19 protein-coding genes are annotated in these 18,106 nt (G+C 65.5%); 9 read left to right on the top strand and 10 right to left on the bottom strand.

Translation table 11 applies throughout. The features are described 5' to 3' along the window. Nucleotides 1-29: 29 nt before the first annotated feature. From AB2N08_RS20765 to AB2N08_RS20750, 4 genes are all read right to left on the bottom strand, one after another. Nucleotides 30-1,043, bottom strand: a complete 1,014-nt coding sequence (locus tag AB2N08_RS20765) for a polyprenyl synthetase family protein (RefSeq protein ID WP_367612804.1) — start codon at nt 1,041-1,043, stop codon at nt 30-32. Between the two features lie 253 nt (nt 1,044-1,296). Next, nucleotides 1,297-2,205 carry a LysR family transcriptional regulator gene (locus AB2N08_RS20760; RefSeq protein WP_367612803.1) on the bottom strand — a complete coding sequence of 303 codons (909 nt, stop codon included), beginning with the start codon at nt 2,203-2,205 and terminating at the stop codon, nt 1,297-1,299. A 16-nt stretch (nt 2,206-2,221) separates the two neighbouring features. After that, nucleotides 2,222-3,139: a pseudouridine-5'-phosphate glycosidase gene (locus AB2N08_RS20755; protein WP_367612802.1), complete on the bottom strand. Its 918-nt coding sequence runs from the start codon at nt 3,137-3,139 to the stop codon at nt 2,222-2,224. A 13-nt stretch (nt 3,140-3,152) separates the two neighbouring features. Next, nucleotides 3,153-4,247, bottom strand: coding sequence for a carbohydrate kinase (locus AB2N08_RS20750; protein ID WP_367612801.1), 1,095 nt, complete (start codon nt 4,245-4,247; stop codon nt 3,153-3,155). A 248-nt stretch (nt 4,248-4,495) separates the two neighbouring features. Here AB2N08_RS20750 and xapA point away from each other — a divergent pair, with 248 nt between their 5' ends. From xapA to AB2N08_RS20715, 7 genes are all read left to right on the top strand, one after another. After that, nucleotides 4,496-5,338, top strand: coding sequence for a xanthosine phosphorylase (xapA, locus tag AB2N08_RS20745; protein WP_367612800.1), 843 nt, complete (start codon nt 4,496-4,498; stop codon nt 5,336-5,338). A gap of 27 nt (nt 5,339-5,365) precedes the next feature. Further along, nucleotides 5,366-6,559: a phosphopentomutase gene (locus AB2N08_RS20740; RefSeq protein WP_367612799.1), complete on the top strand. Its 1,194-nt coding sequence runs from the start codon at nt 5,366-5,368 to the stop codon at nt 6,557-6,559. Further along, nucleotides 6,556-7,512: a deoxyribose-phosphate aldolase gene (gene deoC, locus AB2N08_RS20735; protein ID WP_367612798.1), complete on the top strand. Its 957-nt coding sequence runs from the start codon at nt 6,556-6,558 to the stop codon at nt 7,510-7,512. The genes AB2N08_RS20740 and deoC overlap by 4 nt, the downstream gene beginning before the upstream one ends. Before the next feature lie 13 nt (nt 7,513-7,525). After that, on the top strand, nt 7,526-9,904 hold the full coding sequence (locus tag AB2N08_RS20730) for an aldehyde dehydrogenase family protein (RefSeq protein ID WP_370662442.1): 2,379 nt from the start codon (nt 7,526-7,528) through the stop codon (nt 9,902-9,904). A gap of 153 nt (nt 9,905-10,057) precedes the next feature. Beyond that, entirely contained in the window at nt 10,058-11,380 is a 1,323-nt protein-coding gene (gene deoA / locus AB2N08_RS20725; protein WP_367612797.1) for a thymidine phosphorylase, read from the top strand. Between the two features lie 11 nt (nt 11,381-11,391). Further along, nucleotides 11,392-11,796: a cytidine deaminase gene (locus AB2N08_RS20720; protein ID WP_367612796.1), complete on the top strand. Its 405-nt coding sequence runs from the start codon at nt 11,392-11,394 to the stop codon at nt 11,794-11,796. Between the two features lie 137 nt (nt 11,797-11,933). Then, nucleotides 11,934-12,257, top strand: a complete 324-nt coding sequence (locus AB2N08_RS20715) for a hypothetical protein (protein WP_367612795.1) — start codon at nt 11,934-11,936, stop codon at nt 12,255-12,257. Nucleotides 12,258-12,307: 50 nt separating this feature from the next. Here AB2N08_RS20715 and AB2N08_RS20710 read toward each other — a convergent pair whose 3' ends face one another. Both AB2N08_RS20710 and AB2N08_RS20705 read right to left on the bottom strand, forming a co-directional pair. Continuing rightward, on the bottom strand, nt 12,308-12,844 hold the full coding sequence (locus AB2N08_RS20710) for a DUF2058 domain-containing protein (protein ID WP_367612794.1): 537 nt from the start codon (nt 12,842-12,844) through the stop codon (nt 12,308-12,310). Nucleotides 12,845-12,935: 91 nt separating this feature from the next. Next, nucleotides 12,936-13,346, bottom strand: coding sequence for a VOC family protein (locus AB2N08_RS20705; protein ID WP_367612793.1), 411 nt, complete (start codon nt 13,344-13,346; stop codon nt 12,936-12,938). Nucleotides 13,347-13,462: 116 nt separating this feature from the next. Here AB2N08_RS20705 and AB2N08_RS20700 point away from each other — a divergent pair, with 116 nt between their 5' ends. Then, nucleotides 13,463-14,107, top strand: a complete 645-nt coding sequence (locus AB2N08_RS20700) for a DUF2076 domain-containing protein (protein ID WP_367612792.1) — start codon at nt 13,463-13,465, stop codon at nt 14,105-14,107. A gap of 28 nt (nt 14,108-14,135) precedes the next feature. Here AB2N08_RS20700 and AB2N08_RS20695 read toward each other — a convergent pair whose 3' ends face one another. Next, on the bottom strand, nt 14,136-15,362 hold the full coding sequence (locus AB2N08_RS20695) for an MFS transporter (protein ID WP_367612791.1): 1,227 nt from the start codon (nt 15,360-15,362) through the stop codon (nt 14,136-14,138). Between the two features lie 121 nt (nt 15,363-15,483). On the opposite strand from AB2N08_RS20695, the gene AB2N08_RS20690 reads away from it, so the two are divergent. Then, nucleotides 15,484-16,182, top strand: a complete 699-nt coding sequence (locus AB2N08_RS20690) for a TetR/AcrR family transcriptional regulator (protein ID WP_367612790.1) — start codon at nt 15,484-15,486, stop codon at nt 16,180-16,182. On the opposite strand, the gene AB2N08_RS20685 is transcribed toward AB2N08_RS20690, so the two are convergent. The 3 genes from AB2N08_RS20685 to AB2N08_RS20675 are packed head-to-tail and all read right to left on the bottom strand — an operon-like array spanning nt 16,112 to nt 18,074. Next, nucleotides 16,112-16,885, bottom strand: a complete 774-nt coding sequence (locus AB2N08_RS20685) for a LytR/AlgR family response regulator transcription factor (RefSeq protein WP_367612789.1) — start codon at nt 16,883-16,885, stop codon at nt 16,112-16,114. The two genes, AB2N08_RS20690 and AB2N08_RS20685, sit on opposite strands and share 71 nt — an antisense overlap. Nucleotides 16,886-16,892: 7 nt before the next feature. After that, on the bottom strand, nt 16,893-17,789 hold the full coding sequence (locus tag AB2N08_RS20680; protein ID WP_367612788.1) for a sensor histidine kinase: 897 nt from the start codon (nt 17,787-17,789) through the stop codon (nt 16,893-16,895). Nucleotides 17,790-17,792: 3 nt separating this feature from the next. Then, the gene (locus AB2N08_RS20675; RefSeq protein ID WP_367612787.1) at nt 17,793-18,074 is read right to left on the bottom strand and encodes a hypothetical protein; all 282 of its coding nucleotides are present in this window, start codon (nt 18,072-18,074) and stop codon (nt 17,793-17,795) included. Nucleotides 18,075-18,106: the final 32 nt, after the last annotated feature.

Below are 18,106 nucleotides of genomic sequence, written 5' to 3'. Positions count from 1 at the left end.
GAAGGGTTCAGAGAGTCAGTAATTGCGGGTCAGTTCAGGCGCAGCTCGGCCAGCTGTGGGCTTGGGCGCAGTTCGCGCGGCTTGGCAGGTTCGGCCATCAGTTCGGGGATGAAGCGCGCGCCCTTGGCCTCTTTGGCGAACAGCGCGCCCATGAAGTGCCGCGTGCGGCCCTTGCCACCGACAGCGGCGCCCAGGCAGCGGTCGGCTTCGGCCAGGCAGGCCGACAGGCGGCGCTGTGCTTCGTCGACGCCGAGCGTGTTGATCAGGGTGGCCTTGCCGATGTCCTTGCCGGTGTCCTTGCCCGTGATGGCGCTGTCGTTGCCGGCGCCGTCGAGGAAGTCGTCCTTGATCTGGAAGGCCTGGCCCGCCGCCAGCGCAAAGGCGCGCAATTGCTGCGCCACGCCGTCGTCGGCGTGGCAGATGATCGCCGCCATGTCGACGGCCACGCCCAGCAGCAGGCCGGTCTTGAGTTCATTGGTGGTGGCGATGGCTTCGGGCGAACGCGCGCCGCCGTGCAGGTCTTCGAACTGGCCGCGCACCAGGCCCTGGTCGCCGACCGTCTGCGCCAGCGTCGCCACCAGGCGCGCGCGGGTGACGGGCGGGATGTCCTGGGCTTGCGACAGCACGCCAAAGGCGCGGCTGAGCAGGGCGACCGAGGCCAGGATGGCGACGTCTTCGCCGAACTGGATGTGAATGGCCGGCTTGCCGCGACGCAGGCTGGCGTCGTCCATGCATGGCAGGTCGTCGAGAATCAGCGACGCCGCATGCACCAGTTCAACTGAACAGGCCACGTCGATCAGGGCGGGGGAGGCGCAACCGAGGTCGCGCGCGACGAGCATCACCAGCAACGGGCGCATGCGCTTGCCGGCCGAGAGGGCCGAGGTGCGCATGGCCTTGGCCAGGCTGTCGGACTGGCTATTGCCGCTCAACAGATGTTCGATGCGGTCGTCGATGGCAGAGCGCAGCGTGTCGATGTCATCGAAGACGGCGTCGTCGAATTTTTTCAGGCGGAGCCCGTCGTAGCGCGGTGTTGCGGTAGTCATACGAGCTCCTGTGCTTATTGATAGTCTTGATAACTATCATACCGGAGGCAAAGTTAAAAAATAGTTAATTGAACTCAATCGTGCGTGGTTTTCTGCCTAGAAACTGTGCATAAGCATGCGCTAGGGCAATGCATTGTGGGACAAAAACGGTTCGGGAGTGTGCAGCGAGCGGCGTCGTCTGAATCCGTTAGCCCAAAGACCGTCGTTCCCGCCACTGGCGGGAACGACGGCCTGGAGGGTGGTGGTGTTCCGATCAGCCTGGCTGCTGATCAGGAAACAAGATCTTCAAGAACGCCCGCACCACCGGCGCATCGTCCTGCGCCGGATAACTGATATACAGGTTCGCCGACGGCGCATGCTCGTGAATCGGCAAGAACCGCACCCCCGGCCAGCCAATCCGGCTCGTGGTTTCCGGCATCAAGGCCACGCCCAGGCCCGCCCCCACCATGGCCAGCAGTGTCTGCGGCTCGGCCGCTTCCTGGAAGATGGTCGGCTCGAAGCCCGCGTTGACGCAGCATTGCATCAGGTAGCGCGGCTCGGCCGACTGGTCCAGGTGCAGCGTCAGCATCGGTTCGCCGGCGATCTCAAGTAGCGAGATCGAATCGCGCCCGGCCAGCGGATGGCGCGCATTGACCGCCACGCAGAATTGCTCCTTGAAGCACAGCTCCTGGCGCAGGTTGGCCGCTTTCAGCACGTCCGGCTCGATGCGCGGCTCGCGCCAGAAACCCACGTCGATCTGCTTGCTTCGCAGCGCTTCCCACTGGTCGTTCGGGCCCAGTTCGTGGATGGTCCACGTCACGCGCGGAAAATCGGTCTGGAAGCGTTCGAGCAGGCCGGGAATCGGGCCCCACATCGCCGAGCCCACGATGCCCACGCGCAGCCGGCCCACTTCACCGCGGTCGATCTGGCGGATGGTGTCGATCGTCATGCGCATCCGGCCCAGCAGGTCGGCCGCTTCGACCATCAGCGCGCGCCCGGCCACGGTCAGCTCGAAGCTGCGCGTGGTGCGCGTGAACAGGCGCACGCCAAGTTCGCTTTCGAGCTTCATGATCTGCTGCGACAGCGGCGGCTGCGAAATGTGCAGGCGCTCGGCGGCGCGCGAGAAGCTCTTCTCTTCAGCCACCGCCAGGAAGTACTTCAGTTGTTTCAGGTCGATCGACATGGCGCTGGCGTACAGCTCAGACTGCGCGGTGGTTCAGCGCCACGGCCAGGCGCGCGCCGATCAGGGCATTGTGCTTGACCAGCGCGATATTGGTGGCCAGGCTGCGGCCACCCGTCAGCTCCTTGATGCGGCCCAGCAGGAACGGCGTGACCTTCTTGCCGGTGATGTTCTGCTGCTGCGCCTCGTTCAACGCCTGGGTGATGATGGCGTCGATCTCGGTCGGCGCCATCGCCGCGTCGCCCGGCACCGGATTGCTGACCACGACACCGCCGGCCAGGCCGAGCTGCCACTTGGTGCGGATGAACGCCGCCTGCTCTTCGGGCGAGTCGATCTGGAAGTCGGCCTGGTAGCCGCTCTCGCGCGTAAAAAAGGCCGGGAAGCCCGGCTGGCCGACGCTCAGCACCGGCACGCCATGCGTTTCGAGGTATTCGAGCGTCAGGCCGATGTCGAGGATCGATTTGACGCCGGCGCACACCACGGCCACGCTGGTCTGCGCCAGTTCCTGCAGGTCGGCCGAGATGTCGAAGCTCGTTTCGGCGCCGCGGTGCACGCCGCCGATGCCGCCGGTGACAAACACCTCGATGCCGGCCAGCTGGGCGCAGATCATGGTGGCGGCGACGGTGGTCGCGCCCAGGCGCGCCTGCGCCAGCACGTAGGCCAGGTCGCGGCGGCTCACTTTCATGGCGTCGGGCGAGGCGCCGAGCAGCTCGAGCTGTTCTTCCGACAGGCCGATGCAGATCTTGCCGCCGATGACGGCGATGGTGGCCGGCACGGCGCCGGCGTCGCGGATGATCTGCTCGACTTCGCGCGCGGTGTGCACGTTTTGCGGGTACGGCATGCCGTGCGAGATGATGGTCGATTCGAGGGCGACGATCGGTTTGCCGGCGGTGCGCGCGGCGGCCACTTCGGGCGAGAACAGGAGGAAGTTGTGCATGGGTGCTCTCTATCTAGTCAAGGAGGGATGCCGGGCTGTCGAACAGGCCGGGTGCGAGTTGCGGGCAGACGGTCTGCGCGCAGCCGATCGTCATGGTGGACAGTTCCAGGCCACGGCGGCAGGCCACTTCAAGGGATGCTTCGCCGCTGTACAGGCTCCAGCAGACGGCGGCGGCAAAGGCGTCGCCGGCGCCGGTGACGTCGACGACGTCGGCCTTCGGGGCGGGCAGGCTGCGCAAGCCGTCCGGCGTCGTCAACATGACGCCCAGCGCGCCGCGCGTGACGATCACGTCCTGCGCGCCGTCCTGCTGCAGGGCGCCGCAGGCGTCGGCAATGGCGGCGTCGGTGTCCATGGCGTGGCCGGCGCGGGCCGCCAGTTCGCCCAGGTTCAGGATCAACAGGCGCAGGCCGCGCAGGTCGCGCGGCAGGCGCTCGATCTTCGGCTCGGACACGGCGACGGCGACCATCGGCACGCCGCCCGCCAGCGCGTCGCCGAGTAGCGCTGCCACCGCATCGTGTGGCAGGTTCAGGTCGGCCACGATCAGCGCGGCGCCCGCGCGTTGCGGGGCGCGGCTGGCGAAGAACGCGGGCGTGAGCGCTTCGTTGATCGCCATGTCGGCCAGCGCCACGCGCATTTCGCCGTCCTGGTCGAGCACCGCCGTGTAGGTGCCGCTGGCCGCGCCCTCGACGAGCAGCACGCCGCGCGTGTCGATACCGGCTTCGTCGGCGTGCGCGAGCAGCGCGCGGCCCGAGGCGTCCGGGCCGACGGCCGTGATGAGACCCGTCGGGGCGCCCAGGCGCGCCAGGTTCTCGGCGATATTGCGCGCCACGCCGCCGAACGATTCGCTCTGGCGCGCCGGGTTCGAGGTGCCAAGGACCAGCGCCCCAATCGAGCGCAGTTTGCGGTCGAGATTGGCCGCGCCAATGCAAACGACCGGGCGGTGGTCTGGCAGCACGTAGGCGCGGCCGAGAATGCGTCGCTCGCGCACGAGCGTGGCGATGTAGTTGGCCACGGCCGAACGCGACAGGCCCAGGTGCGCGCCCAGGTCTTGTTGGGAAATGAAGGGGTTGGAGCGGATCAGCGCATACAACTGGTCTTTTTTGGGCATCGCGCGGCAGGATGATATAAACTTATGTTTAGACATACTAAACATTTGTCGCTGCGCGGTCAACGTCAGCGGCACCCCCGAATTTATCGCGAAATCATATAAATCGGGAAGAAAAAGTGTATTTGCCATACATATCGGCATTCATGCATAGTTATAATATCGGGCTGGCCGGATGCTGCCGCACCTGCGCACGCTGCTCCAGCCCTCACTCCCATCCCCCAGTATCGCCAGACCTCACAAGGAATATCATGTCCAGCAATCTCCCATTCGAAGCCGCCGACATCATCCGTGCCCGCAAGCCGGGCTTCGCGCCGCGCGTCGCGCTGATCCTCGGCTCCGGACTGGGTGTGCTGGCCGAACAACTGACCGACGCGGTGTCGATCAGCTACGCCGAACTGCCGGGCTTCCCGATCAGCACCGTGCACGGCCACGCCGGTGAACTGGTGCTGGGCGAACTGGCGGGCGTGCCGGTCGCCTGCATGAAGGGCCGCGGCCACTTCTACGAGGGCTACGGCCCGGGCGTGATGACCAATGCCGTGCGCACCCTGAAGCAGATCGGCTGCGAACTGCTGTTCGTGACCAATGCCGCCGGCTCGCTCAATATCGAAGCCGACGCCGGCTCGCTGGTGGCGATCACCGATCACATCAACTTCCTGCCGGGAAGCCCGATGTCGGGCCCGAACGACGAGCGCTTCGGCCCGCGCTTCTTCAGCATGTCCAACGCCTACGACGCCGAGACGCGCGAGCAGGTAAAAGCCGTGGCAAAAGAGAAGGGCATCGTCCTGAACGAAGGCGTGTACCTGGCCGCCGCCGGCCCGCACTTCGAGACCGTCGCCGAAATCCGCGCCTTCAAGACGCTGGGCGCGGACGTCGTCGGCATGTCGCTGATCCCGGAAGTCATCGCGGCGCGCCACTGCGGCCTGAAAGTGACGGCCGTCTCGGCGATCACCAACCTGGCCGAAGGCCTGTCGCCGTTCGCGCTGTCGCACGAGCAGACCCTGAAGTACGCGGCGATCGCGGCCAAGGACATGGTCACGCTGATCCATGCGTATATCGAGCGCCTCGGCTCGACCCCACGCGCAGAAGCCTAATCAAACTTTCTGAAAGCGAGCGATCCAATGTCCCGTGCATTCATCCTCCTGCTTGACTCCTTCGGCCTGGGCGCGTTGCCCGACGCCGACAAATACGGCGACACCAACGCCAACACCTTCGGCCACATCGCCGAATGGGCTGCGAAAGAAGGCAAGCCGATGGCGCTGCCGAACCTCGAACGCCTGGGCCTGGGCGCGGCCGGCCACAAGGCCAGCGGCGAATGGGCGCCGGGCTTCAACCTGCGCGACGGTTTCACCGGCGCCTGGGGCGTCGCGCGCGAGCAGTCGACCGGCAAGGATACGCAAAGCGGCCACTGGGAAATCGCTGGCGTGCCGGTGCTGTTCGACTGGGGTTATTTTCCGAAGACCGTGCCGTCATTCCCCAAAGAGCTGACCGACAAGCTGCAAGAGCTGACCGGCGTGCCGGGCTGGCTGGCCAACTGCCACGCCTCGGGCACCACCGTCATCAACGACTTCGGCGACGAACACGTCGCCAGCGGCAAGCCGATCCTGTACACGTCGGCCGACTCGGTGCTGCAGATCGCCGCGCACGAAGACCACTTCGGCCTCGAGCGCCTGTACGCCGTATGCGAGGCGGCCTATGAACTGGTCAAGCCCTACAACATTGGCCGCGTGATCGCGCGCCCGTTCACTGGGGCCAATGGCGACTACAAGCGCACGGCGAACCGCCACGACTACGCCGTGCCGCCGGTCGCGCCGACGCTGCTCGACCATGTGAAGGATGCGGGCGGCGACGTCTACGCGCTTGGCAAGATCAGCGATATCTATGCGGGGCAGGGCGTCACGCACCTGATCAAGGGCCCGGACAATATGGCGCTGTTCGACCGCCTGCTCGAAGTGGCCGACGAAGCGGGCGACAAGTCGCTCACGTTTGTTAACTTCGTCGACTTCGACATGCACTTCGGCCACCGCCGCGACGTCGCTGGCTACGCCAACGCGCTGCACGAACTCGATGCGCGCCTGCCGGCCTTCATGGCCAAGCTGAAGGAGGGCGACCTGGTCGTGATCACGGCCGACCACGGGTGCGACCCGACCGCGCCGGGTTCGGACCACACCCGCGAACACATCCCGATGATCTTCTTCGGCCCGAACGTCGCGCCGCAAGAACTGCCAGTCGCCGACACTTTTTCAAGCATCGGCGCCACGCTGGCCAAGCACCTCGGCGTCAAACCACTTTCGAACGGAATCGCACAGCTATGAGCCAGCCGCTGGACTTCAAACGCAACATCGCCATGGATCTGGACCTGGGCCTGATCAACAGCCTCAAGGTGAACCGCAACGCGGCCGACCGCCGCGCCGCCAGCCTGGCGAACCGCCGCACGGTGAAAAAGGAATACCAGGCCGCGTGGCTGGTGCGCGCAATCGAGTGCATGGACTTGACGACGCTCGGCGGTGACGACACGCCTGGCCGCGTCGAGCGCCTGTGCATGAAGGCGATGCGCCCGCTGCGCGCTGATTTGATGCAGGCGCTGGGCCTCGAGACGCTCACCACCGGCGCGGTCTGCGTGTACCACGAGATGATTCAACCTGCAGTGAAAGTGCTGCAGGGCCGCTTGCCGATCGCCGCAGTGTCCACCGCGTTCCCGGCCGGCCTGTCGAGCCTTGAAACCAAGTTGCGCGAGATCGAACTGTCGGTCGCCGCCGGCGCCACCGAGATCGACATCGTCATCACGCGCCAGCACGTCTTGCTCGGCAATTGGCAGGCGCTGTACGACGAAATGGTGGCCTACCGCCAGGCCTGCGGCGACGCGCACGTGAAAGCCATCCTGGCCACGGGCGACCTGGTCACGCTGGAGAATGTCGCAAAAGCGTCGTGGGTCTGCATGATGGCCGGCGCCGATTTCATCAAGACCTCGACCGGCAAGGAAGGCGTGAATGCCACCATCCCGGTGTCGCTGGTGATGGTGCGCGCGATTCGCGATTACCACGAGCTGACCGGTTTCCAGGTCGGCTACAAGCCGGCCGGCGGTGTGTCGACCGCGAAGTCGGCGCTGCAATACCTGACCGTGATGAAGGAAGAACTGGGCAACGACTGGCTGCAGCCGCACCTATTCCGCATCGGCGCTTCAAGCCTCTTGACCGACATCGAGCGCCAGCTTGAGCACTACGTGACCGGGAACTACTCGGCCGCCCATCGCCACGCGCAACCTTAAATCCGGATACGTCATGCCAACAATTAAAGAGATTCTTCAGACCATGGACTACGGCCCCGCTCTCGAGACCACCAAGGAAGCGCACGCGTGGCTGGACGGTCACGAGCGCCGTTTCGGCCTGTTCATCGACAACGCCTGGAGCGATGCAAGCGACACGTTCGCCACCACCAATCCGGCCGATGGCGTCGAACTGGCGCAGGTGACGCAGGCGACCGACGCGGACGTCGAGCGCGCCGTGGCTGCTGCGCGCCGCGCGCAGCCGGGGTGGGTTGCAATCGGCGGCCATGGCCGCGCCAAGATCATGTACGCGCTTTCGCGCCTGCTGCAAAAGCACGCGCGCCTGTTCGCGGTGCTCGAGACGCTCGATAACGGCAAGACCATCCGCGAGACGCGCGATGCCGACCTGCCGCTCGTCGCCCGTCACTTCTATCATCACGCCGGCTGGGCGCAGTTGCAGGCCGAGGAATTCGCTGACTTCCGCGCCGTGGGCGTCATTGGCCAGATCGTGCCGTGGAACTTCCCGCTGTTGATGTTGGCGTGGAAGATCGCGCCGGCGCTGGCCGCCGGTAACACGGTGGTGTTCAAGCCGGCCGAGTACACGCCGCTGACCGCCTTGCTGTTCGCCGAACTTTGCCAGCGCGCCGGCGTGCCGGCCGGTGTCGTCAACATCGTCACGGGCGATGGCCGCGTGGGCGAGGCGATCGTGAATCACCCTGGCATCGACAAGATCGCGTTCACCGGGTCGACCGAAGTCGGTCGCCTGATCCGCAAGGCGACCGCCGGCAGCGGCAAGAAGCTGTCGCTCGAACTGGGCGGCAAGTCGCCGTTCATCGTGTTCGACGACGCCGACCTGGATGCCGCCGTCGAAGGTCTGGTCGACTCGATCTGGTTCAACCAGGGCCAGGTCTGCTGCGCCGGTTCGCGCCTCCTGGTGCAAGAGTCGGTGTACGAGCGCTTCATCAAGAAGGTCAAGGCGCGCATGGAAACGCTGCGTGTCGGCTCGCCGCTCGACAAGTCGAACGACATCGGCGCGCTGGTCGATCCGGTGCAGCAGCAGCGCATCCACGGCCTGGTGGAATCGGCGCGCGCGGAAGGTTGCGAAGTCTGGCAACCGGCCGGCGAGCTGTCGAGCAGTGGTTCGTGGTACCTGCCGACCCTGATCACGGGCGCGTCGACATCGGCCGCCGTGGCGCAGGCTGAAATCTTTGGCCCCGTCCTGGTGGCGATGAGTTTCCGCACCCCCGCCGAAGCGGTGCAACTGGCGAACAACACGGTGTACGGCCTGGCCGCGTGCGTGTGGAGCGAGTCGATCAGCCTGGCGCTGGACGTCGTCCCCCAGATCAAGGCCGGCGTGGTGTGGATCAACACCGCGAACCAGTTCGATGCAGCCTGCGGTTTCGGCGGCTACAAGGAATCGGGCTATGGCCGCGAAGGCGGCAAGGAAGGCATGTACGAGTACCTGACGCCGCTGTCGGAAGATGCACGGCCTGCCGCGCCGGTGTTTGCCGCCAAGGGTGCCGTGAAGGCAGCGCAGGAAGACAGCCCGTTCGCGGTCGACCGCACCGCCAAGCTGTACATCGGCGGCAAGCAGGCGCGCCCTGACGGCGCCTACAGCCGCGCGATCAATGACGCGAATGGCGCCTTCCTGGCCGACATCGGCGAGGGCAGCCGCAAGGACATCCGCAACGCGGTCGAAGCGGCGCACAAGGCGTCTGGCTGGGCCAAGGCCACTGCGCACAACCGCGCGCAGGTGCTGTACTACATCGCAGAGAACCTGGCGATCCGCGCCGACGAATTCGCCGCGCGCATTGCGCAGCAAACTGGCTCGAACGACGCGGCGCGCGAAGTGGCGGCATCGATCGAACGCCTGTTCTACTGGGCGGCGTGGGCCGACAAGTACGACGGCGCAGCGCACCAGCCGCCAATGCACGGCATCACGGTGGCGCTGAACGAACCGGTCGGCGTGATCGGCATCGTGTGCCCGAACGAGAACCCGCTGCTGGGCTTCATCTCGCTGGTGGCCCCGGCGCTCGCGCTGGGCAACCGCGTGGTGGCGGTGCCGTCGGAACAGCATCCGCTGTCGGCGATCGATCTGTACCAGGTGCTCGACACGTCGGACCTGCCGGGTGGGGCGCTCAATATCGTCACCGGATCGAGCGACGAACTGGCGCGCACGCTGGCGTCGCACGGCGAGATCGACGCGGTGTGGCGGCATGACGGCTCGGCGGAGGGGTGTGCGGAAGTGGAGCGCCTGTCGAGCGAATCGCTCAAGCGCACCTGGACAGGCGGCGCGAAAGGGCGCGACTGGTTCGATCCGAAGCAGGCCGGTGGCCGCGTGGTGCTGCAGCATGCGAGCCAGGTGAAGAATGTCTGGATTCCGTACGGCGTTTAACGACACCCGGATCGGCGTCACACCACCACATTAAATCAACGTCATTCCCGCGCAGGCGGGAATCCAAGGTGTTCGCGTCATCGCGGCGTACTTGGATTCCCGCCTGCGCGGGAATGACGGTTTTCAGGTTAACAATTAGAAGAGATTTCTCCCATGTTCCTCCCCCAAGAAATCATCCGCAAAAAACGCGACGGCGGCATCCTCTCTGCCGAAGAGATCCAGTTTTTTGTCCGCGGCATCCCTGACGGCAGCGTCACCGAAGGCCAGATCGCCGCGCTGGCGATGGCGGTCTACTTCAATGACATGACGATGGATGAACGCGTCGCCTTCACGCTGGCGATGCGCGATTCGGGCCAAGTCATGGAGTGGAAGTCCCTCGACCTGCCAGGCCCCGTCGTCGACAAGCATTCCACCGGCGGCGTCGGCGACGTGGTCTCCCTGATGCTCGGGCCCATGATCGCGGCCTGCGGCGGCTTCGTGCCAATGATCTCGGGCCGGGGCCTGGGCCACACCGGCGGCACGCTCGACAAGTTCGATGCGATCCCCGGCTACAGCACCGTGCCCGACCCCGACAAATTCCGCCAGGTGGTCAAGGACATCGGCGTGGCCATCATCGGCCAGACCGCCCAGCTGGCGCCGGCCGACAAGCGCTTCTACAGCATCCGCGACACCACGGCCACTGTCGAATCGGTCGCCATGATCACCGGCTCGATCCTGTCCAAAAAGCTGTCGGCGGGCCTGGACGCGCTGGTGATGGACGTGAAGGTCGGCAGCGGCGCCTTCATGCCCACGCCGGAAAAATCCTTCGAACTGGCCGAGTCGATCGTCAGCGTCGGCAATGGCGCCGGCACCCGCACGTCGGCCATCCTGACCGGCATGGACGAGTCGCTGTGTCCTGCGGCCGGCAATGCGGTCGAAGTGCGCGTGGCGATCGATTACCTGAGCGGCAAGGCGCGTCCCGCGCGCCTGCATGAAGTGACGATGGCGCTGTGCGCCGAGATGCTCGTCATATCGGGCCTGGCGAGCACGGACACCGAAGCGCGCGCCAAACTGCAGGCAGCGCTCGATTCGGGCGAAGCGGCCGAGCGTTTCGCGCGCATGGTCGCCAGCCTGGGCGGCCCGGCCGACCTGATGGACAAGCCGGACGCGTATCTGGAAACGGCGCCCGTCATCGTGCCTGCGCCAGCCCTGCAAGCCGGATATGCCGGTGCGGTCGACACCCGTGGCCTCGGCCTGGCCGTCGTCGCGCTGGGCGGCGGTCGCGTGCGGCCGCAAGACACCATCGACTTCGCCGTGGGCCTGACTGGCCTGGTCGAACTGGGTGACTCGGTCGCCGTCGGCCAGCCGCTGGCCATGGTGCATACACGCTCGGTCGATGCCGCCGAACGGGCCGTGCGCCAGGTACAGGCGGCCTACCAGATTGGCGAGACCAGGCCGACCGCCGCACCGATGATCCACCGCCTCGTGCGTCCTTGAAAGATAAGCAGATGACCTATGCAAAACTGATCGACGAAGCGCGCGCCGCGCGTGAACTGGCCTACGCGCCGTATTCGAAATTCCAGGTGGGCGCGGCGCTCGAGTGCAAGGATGGCCGCATCTTCCGTGGCTGCAATGTCGAAAACGCGGCGTACGGCCTGTGCAACTGCGCAGAGCGTACGGCCCTGTTCAGCGCCATCGCGGCTGGCTACAAGCCGGGCGACTTCGCGGCGCTGGCCGTGATCGGCCAGACCGAGGGCCCGATCGCGCCATGCGGCGCCTGCCGGCAAGTGATCCTGGAATTGGGTGGCAATGAATTGCCGGTGATCCTGACGAACCTGACGGGTGCGGTATTCGAGACAACGGCGGCAGCGCAATTGCCGAATGCCTTCGGCGGACAGGATTTACAGCCCTGAAGGAAAGTGCTCATGGCGTCCAGTAATGGCGTCCAGAAACACTCTGGCGCCTTTATGGCAGCTTCGATGAATAAAGCCTTGTAATCGCCGCTTTGATCACAAGGTAATGATATATACACATCGAATTGGAGCCTGCCATGAAAAAATTGATCGTACTACTCAGCGGTATCGTCATCGCAGCAAGTGCTGCCGCGCAGACGACGCCAACGACAGCCCAGCCGGCAAAAGCGGGCACTGCCGACCGCCAGGCGCCGGTGACGGGCGATGCTGACAAACGCGTCAACCCGGCTGCAGAGCCTGAGGACAGCGCGAATTCGGTGTCGACGGATTTCCAGGGCAGCAGCAAGCAGGAAAGTACGGCGGCAGGCATGGGCCAACCGAAGAAACAGACCGAGCGCACCTCGAGCGCCACCCGTACCGGGACGACGACCCAGGACGTGGAAGACAAGACGAAGAAGTAATGCAGGCGGGGGCGGCGTAATCATGGTGCCCCCGTTTTTTTACTGCAGCGTTACCACATCAGATCGTCCGGAATCTTGAAGTCCGCGTATGGATCGTCCTCTTCCACTTCCTGCACTTTCTTCTTGATCTGCACGACGATCGACGCGTCGCGTTGAGCGATCTTTTCGCCGATCACGCGCGGCACCAGCTCGAAGCTGCCGTTCATGTGCACGATCACCAGGCGGCCTGCGACCAGGTGTTCGACGATTGCCGCCGTCACGTGGATGCGCTCGATCTTGGTGCCGAACGTGAAGTTGTAGGGCACGTCGCCCTTGCCCTTGGATTGCTTGTTCTTCTGCACCATCTGCGCGATCTGCGCCAGGATCGCCTTTTGCGCTGCGGCTGCATCGCGCTGGGTATTCAGCTCGCGCGCACGCTCGGCGTTCTTGCGCTGCAGTTCGAGCGCGGCTTCGCGCGCTTCGTTGACCGATTCCACGCCGGTGCGCAGCTCGTGCTTGTGTTGCTTGCTTTTTGCCTGGGTGACCTGCTTGACCTTTTTCTTGTCGACCAGGCCGGCCTTGAGTAACTGCTCTTGCAGCGAAACCATAATGTGCTTTCCCTAAATATGACGGGCCGCTTGGTCAACCAGACGGCGCAAGGGCGCTAGCATAGCAAACAAGCGCAGCGTCGAGCCAGCATCAGGCTGCGTCCCACGGATCGTAGGTGCCGACCTGCCACACATGGCCTTCCGGATCGCGGCAGGCGAACGCGCGCCCGCCCTGCGGCGCGTCGTCGATGGGCTGGACGATCGTGGCGCCGCTGGCGACCACGCGCGCATACACCTCGTCGGCGCTGTCGACATGGAGCCAGATCGTTTGCGTCAGCAAGCCGCCAGCCTGTTCTGGCGTGGTGAGCAACTGGCCGTAGGTATCGTCACTGTGGGTGCCGACCATCAGCATGCCATCGCCCAAGGTCAGCTCGGCATGGGCGACCTGGCCATTTCTGCCCGGGATTTGCAGCCGTGTCGTAAAGCCGAGATTCGTGCACAGCCAGTCGAGCATGGCAGGGGTGTCGCGGTAGCGCAGGCAGGGAACGACAGTGGAAGGCATGGCAATCTCCCGGCAGGGTTGGCTACATGGATGTGGCAACGGATCAAACTAATGCTTGAAATTTCGACAACTGGTCCACAACATAAGGATATCGCACCTTCCAACCGGAGACCATCATGAACCCGTCAGACGAAAAAACCTTGCAGGATTTCCTGGGCCAACTGGTACAGGCACGCGGCGTGACGAAAGACCCGCAAGCCGATGCGCTGATCCAGCGCGCGGTGGCCGAGCAGCCCGATGCCGCCTACCTGCTCGTGCAGCGCGCGCTGCTGGTGGAGCAGGCGCTGGGTAATGCCAAGGCGCGCATCGCCGAGCTGGAACGTCAGACCACGAAGGGCGGTAGCGGGTTCCTTGACCCGAACACGTGGGGCAACTCCGCGCAAGGCACATCGCCCGCGCCCGCACCCGCACCCGCGCCGGCGGCGGCATCGGCCAAGCGCGGCGGCTTCCTGGGCGGGGCCGGCGGCGGCATGCTGGGCACGATCGCGGCCACCGCGGCGGGCGTGGCGGCCGGCAGCTTCCTGTTCCATGGCATCGGCAATCTGCTCGATAACGATGGCGCCGAAGGCGGCGCGAATCATTTGCTGGCCGAGAATGCCGCTGGTGAATCTGCGGGCGGAGACGCCCTGGCCGATCAGGCCGGCATCGGCGCGATCGATGAACCGGGGGCCGCTGACGACCCGATCGCCGACAGCAACCATGGCGACGAACCGGCTGGGTTCTTTGATGGCGATGGCTCCGACGAAGGCGTGTTCGGCTGATACCTTGCTTGCTGTCGTGGCTGGCCGGTCAATGGCCGGCGACAGCCGCGCCGCAGGTGCGCGGGCCATTCCTGAACCCATGCACCCGGGCCGACCAGACGATGCCCAGCGCAATGCCGAGCAGGCCGAGCAAGGCCCATGGGAAGGCGCCTGCGCCCCAGGTCTGCAGCAGGACGCCGCCGAGAACGCCTGCGCCGGCAATCGCACTGTTCCAGGCCACGACGTTCATCGATAGCGCCACGTCGGCGCCAGCGCCGGCACTGTCGGCCAACGCAGTCTGCAGCAGGGTTGCGGCGCCACCAAAGGTGATCCCCCAGACCGCGGTGCCGGCATAGATTGCCAATGGCCGCTCGGACCAGGCGATGAATACCAGCGACACGAGCGCGAAGGCCACCAGGCTGGCCAGTACCGCCGTGCGCAGATGGCGGTCGACCGTGCGGCCCGCAATCCAGATGCCGACCAGCGCCGCCAGGCCGAACACCAGCAGGATCAGGTCGACCCGGCCCTGCAAGCCGGCCCGCTCGACGAACGGTGCGATGAAGGTGTAGAGAATGTTATGCGCCAGCATCCACGCGATGACGGTTGCCAGCACGGGCCGCACGCCCGGCGTGACCAGCACGCTGCGCATGCCCACCCGTTCGCTGGCCTGTTGTCCCGCATAGTCGGGCACCTTGGCCAGCACCCAGCCGATCAGCAGCACCGACAGCGCCGACATGATGCCGAACGCGCTGCGCCAACCGAGGGCATTGCCCAACCACGTGCCCAGCGGAACACCGAGCGCCAGCGCGATGGGCGTGCCGACCATGGCAATGGCCATCGCGCGCCCCTGCTGGTGCACCGCGACCATCTTGCGCGCGTAGCCGGCGAGCAGGCTCCAGGCCAGTCCCGCCGCGGCGCCGGCGAAGAAGCGCGCCGTCATCGTCAGCCAGAAGTGGGAAGACAGGGCCGTCACGGTATTGAAGACGAGAAAGCCGATGATGGTCAGCAGCAGCACATTCCGCCGCCGCCAGGTACTGGTGGCGATGGTGAGCGGAATCGCCGCCAGCACCGAACCGAGTGCATAGGCGGTGACGGTTTGCCCTGCCATGGCGGTTGTCACGCCGAGTTGGTCCGAGATGTTGGGAAGCAGACCTGCAGGAAGCGTTTCGGTTGCGATGCAGATGAAACCGGTCATGGCCAGCGCGAGCAGCGCGGCAACCGGCAGGCGCTCCGCCGTGGCACGGGCGCCTGATTGGGGTGGGTTGTTTGTTTGCATGCATCGCTCCGGTCGAAAGTGAAAAGCGCGCCCGAAGGTGTGCTGTCGATACTTATGTACCGATCGGTACTAATGTAGGCGAGTCACGTGATACTTGTCAATGACTTTTGTACCGACTAGGATGGATGTATTCGACGAGGAGAGCGTGATGGCACAGATGGGCCGCCCCAGGCAATTTGACCGCGATGCCGCACTGACCAGTGCGATGCATCTCTTTTGGGAGCACGGGTATGAAGCGACGTCGCTCAGCAGGCTGAAGGCGGCATTGGGTATTTCCGCCCCGAGTTTCTATGCGGCATTCGGCTCCAAGGAAGCCCTGTTTCAGGAAGCCGTGCAACGCTACCTGGATACGCATGGCACGGTCAACGACTGCCTGTGGGATACCGCTCTGGCGCCGCGCCTGGCCATTGAAACCGCGCTGCGTCGCTCGGCACGCATGCAGTGCGAGAGCGGCCATCCGAGCGGCTGCATGGTGGTCCTGGGTGTCGTCGGCACCGGTGTCGATGCCGAGACGACGCTGACCGCCTTGCTCGATGCCTCGCGTGCCCGCACCGGCGCGGGCTTGCTGGCATGTGTCGAGCGCGGCATCGCGGGCGGCGAACTGCGGCCGGATACCGATCCGCGTGCGCTCGCAACGGTGTTCGAGAGTTTTCTGCTTGGACTCACGACGCTGGCGCGCGACGGCGCCGCGTTCGCCACGCTGGATGCGGCGATCACGCAGGTCTTGCAGCTGTGGGACGCGATGGCGCTTACATCTGCTGGAACAGCGCCCCGTGATTGCGGCTCACTTCCAGCGCTTCGGGATAGCCGCGCAGGCTAAGCATTTGCCGGCCGCGCACGTCGCGCCGCACCTCGGCAATCGCGTCGACCCGCACCAGCGTCGAGCGGTGGATGCGCCAGAATTCGTCCGGGTCCAGCTCTTCTTCGAGTTCCTTGAGCGTCTTGCGGATCAGGTGTTGGGCGCTGGCAGTCTGCACCCGCGTGTACTTGTCGTCCGACTGGAAAAACAGTACCTCGCTCGTGGCGACCATGCGCAGGCTGGTGCCCGACTGGGCCTGGATCCAGCGCAGATATGCCGGCTTGCCAGATGGCGCGCCGCGACCCAGCAGCTGGTCGCCCAGTTGCGCGAGCCGGGCCAGTTGCGCGCCGATGTCCTGCGGCTTGTGGTCCAGCTGGCGGCGCAGGCGCGCCACCGTCGTTTCCAGCCGCGCCAGGGTGACGGGCTTGAGCAGGTAATCAATGGCGCCATGCTCGAACGCCTCGACTGCATATTGATCGTAGGCGGTGGCGAACACGATGTGGCAGTCGGCGTACAGCTGCCTGGCCGCTTCGATCCCGCCCATGCCCGGCATGCGGATGTCGAGGAACGCGATGTCCGGCTTGTGCTGCGCCGCCAGCGCCACCGCTTCGACGCCATTGGCTGCTTCGGCGACGATGCGCAGCTCGGGCCACGCCTCGAGCAGGCGCGCGCGCAGCTGGTCGCGCATCGGGGCTTCGTCGTCGGCAATCAGGGCAGTGGGCATGGTGTGTTCAGCCGTCCTCGGTCATCCGGTACGGCAGGCGGATCGATACGCAGGCCCCGCCGTTCACCGGTGCTTCGATCACCAGTTCAGCCGATTTGCCGTACAACAGCGCCAGGCGTTCGCGGATATTCGCCAGCCCCACGCCGCTGCCGGCATGCAGGTTGAAGCCGACGCCGTCGTCGCACACATCGACATGCAGCGTGGCGCCTTCGACCCGCGAGCGCACGACGATCGTGCCGCCGGCCACCTTTGGCTCGAGCCCGTGCTTGATGGCGTTCTCGATCAGCGTCTGCAGCATCATCGGCGGGAACGGCGCACTACCGAGAAAATCGGGCACCTCGAATCGCACGGCAAGCCGTTCTTTCATGCGCGCCTGCATGATGGCGAGGTAGGCGCGCGAGAGTTCGACCTGCTTGCCGAGCGTGCCGCCTGTGCCCATGGCCCCGCGCATCTGCGGCAGCGAGGCGCGCAGGTATTCGATCAGGTGACCGTGCACGCGCGCGGCTTCTTTCGGGTCGGTTTCAATGAGCTGACCGATCAGCGCCAGCGTATTGAACAAGAAGTGCGGCTCGACCTGGGCCTGGAGCGTGGCCATTTGCGCTTCGGTCAGGCGCCGCTCGAGATTGGCCACATCGGCCTTGCTCGATGCGTCGCGCGCCAGCAGTTCGGCGCGGCGCTTGCCGCCGGCGAGCACCTTTACGCCGAACGACACCAGGATGAACCAGATCGCCGGCTCGACCAGGCTGACGAACAGGCCCGCGACGAACGTCAGGAACCAGACCAGGTACAGCTGGCGCCACTCGATCAGCGCGAGCCAGTCGAAGAAGCGCCACCACAAGGCAGCTGCCTCGCGCCCGGCGTCGCGCACGAAGTCGAGCGCGCGATTGATCTGGACGGCGGCCATTGCTTATTGCTCGACGTTGTTGTGACGCAGGCGGCGCGGTGGGCGGCCAAATACGGCCACGGCGACGAACTTGAGCACCAGCAGGCCGACGAACAGCGCCAGCACGATCGGCACGATGGTGACCAGGGCGGCCAGGGCAATGGCGAGCACCAGCAGCACCGGCCACGGCATGCGGGTCAGGTAGCGCGCGCCGGATTTGGCCAGGCGCCAGGTAGTGCGGCCCGCCACTTCGGCGTTGCGCAGCAAGGACTGGAAGCGGGTCTTGGGGGTATGAATGGTTTTCACGTGCGGGTCCTTTCAAGGAATGATGACCCTAC

This window comes from Massilia aurea (genome assembly GCF_040790145.1).
Classification (GTDB): Bacteria; Pseudomonadota; Gammaproteobacteria; order Burkholderiales; family Burkholderiaceae_D; genus Telluria; species Telluria aurea_C.
The sequence above is the reverse complement of the archived record's forward strand: the minus strand, read 5'-3'. Positions and strand labels throughout refer to the sequence as shown.

What these genes read in the sequence shown, in the direction of transcription:
- AB2N08_RS20765 (WP_367612804.1), bottom strand. Translation starts at nt 1,043, where the DNA reads ATGACTACCGCAACACCGCGCTACGACGGGCTCCGCCTGAAAAAATTC.
- AB2N08_RS20705 (WP_367612793.1), bottom strand. Translation starts at nt 13,346, where the DNA reads ATGCCTTCCACTGTCGTTCCCTGCCTGCGCTACCGCGACACCCCTGCC.
- AB2N08_RS20685 (WP_367612789.1), bottom strand. Translation starts at nt 16,885, where the DNA reads ATGCCCACTGCCCTGATTGCCGACGACGAAGCCCCGATGCGCGACCAG.
- AB2N08_RS20740 (WP_367612799.1), top strand. Translation starts at nt 5,366, where the DNA reads ATGTCCCGTGCATTCATCCTCCTGCTTGACTCCTTCGGCCTGGGCGCG.
- AB2N08_RS20680 (WP_367612788.1), bottom strand. Translation starts at nt 17,789, where the DNA reads ATGGCCGCCGTCCAGATCAATCGCGCGCTCGACTTCGTGCGCGACGCC.
- AB2N08_RS20755 (WP_367612802.1), bottom strand. Translation starts at nt 3,139, where the DNA reads ATGCACAACTTCCTCCTGTTCTCGCCCGAAGTGGCCGCCGCGCGCACC.
- AB2N08_RS20715 (WP_367612795.1), top strand. Translation starts at nt 11,934, where the DNA reads ATGAAAAAATTGATCGTACTACTCAGCGGTATCGTCATCGCAGCAAGT.
- AB2N08_RS20700 (WP_367612792.1), top strand. Translation starts at nt 13,463, where the DNA reads ATGAACCCGTCAGACGAAAAAACCTTGCAGGATTTCCTGGGCCAACTG.
- AB2N08_RS20695 (WP_367612791.1), bottom strand. Translation starts at nt 15,362, where the DNA reads ATGCAAACAAACAACCCACCCCAATCAGGCGCCCGTGCCACGGCGGAG.
- xapA (WP_367612800.1), top strand. Translation starts at nt 4,496, where the DNA reads ATGTCCAGCAATCTCCCATTCGAAGCCGCCGACATCATCCGTGCCCGC.
- deoC (WP_367612798.1), top strand. Translation starts at nt 6,556, where the DNA reads ATGAGCCAGCCGCTGGACTTCAAACGCAACATCGCCATGGATCTGGAC.
- AB2N08_RS20720 (WP_367612796.1), top strand. Translation starts at nt 11,392, where the DNA reads ATGACCTATGCAAAACTGATCGACGAAGCGCGCGCCGCGCGTGAACTG.
- AB2N08_RS20750 (WP_367612801.1), bottom strand. Translation starts at nt 4,247, where the DNA reads ATGCCCAAAAAAGACCAGTTGTATGCGCTGATCCGCTCCAACCCCTTC.
- AB2N08_RS20730 (WP_370662442.1), top strand. Translation starts at nt 7,526, where the DNA reads ATGCCAACAATTAAAGAGATTCTTCAGACCATGGACTACGGCCCCGCT.
- AB2N08_RS20760 (WP_367612803.1), bottom strand. Translation starts at nt 2,205, where the DNA reads ATGTCGATCGACCTGAAACAACTGAAGTACTTCCTGGCGGTGGCTGAA.
- deoA (WP_367612797.1), top strand. Translation starts at nt 10,058, where the DNA reads ATGTTCCTCCCCCAAGAAATCATCCGCAAAAAACGCGACGGCGGCATC.
- AB2N08_RS20710 (WP_367612794.1), bottom strand. Translation starts at nt 12,844, where the DNA reads ATGGTTTCGCTGCAAGAGCAGTTACTCAAGGCCGGCCTGGTCGACAAG.
- AB2N08_RS20690 (WP_367612790.1), top strand. Translation starts at nt 15,484, where the DNA reads ATGGATGTATTCGACGAGGAGAGCGTGATGGCACAGATGGGCCGCCCC.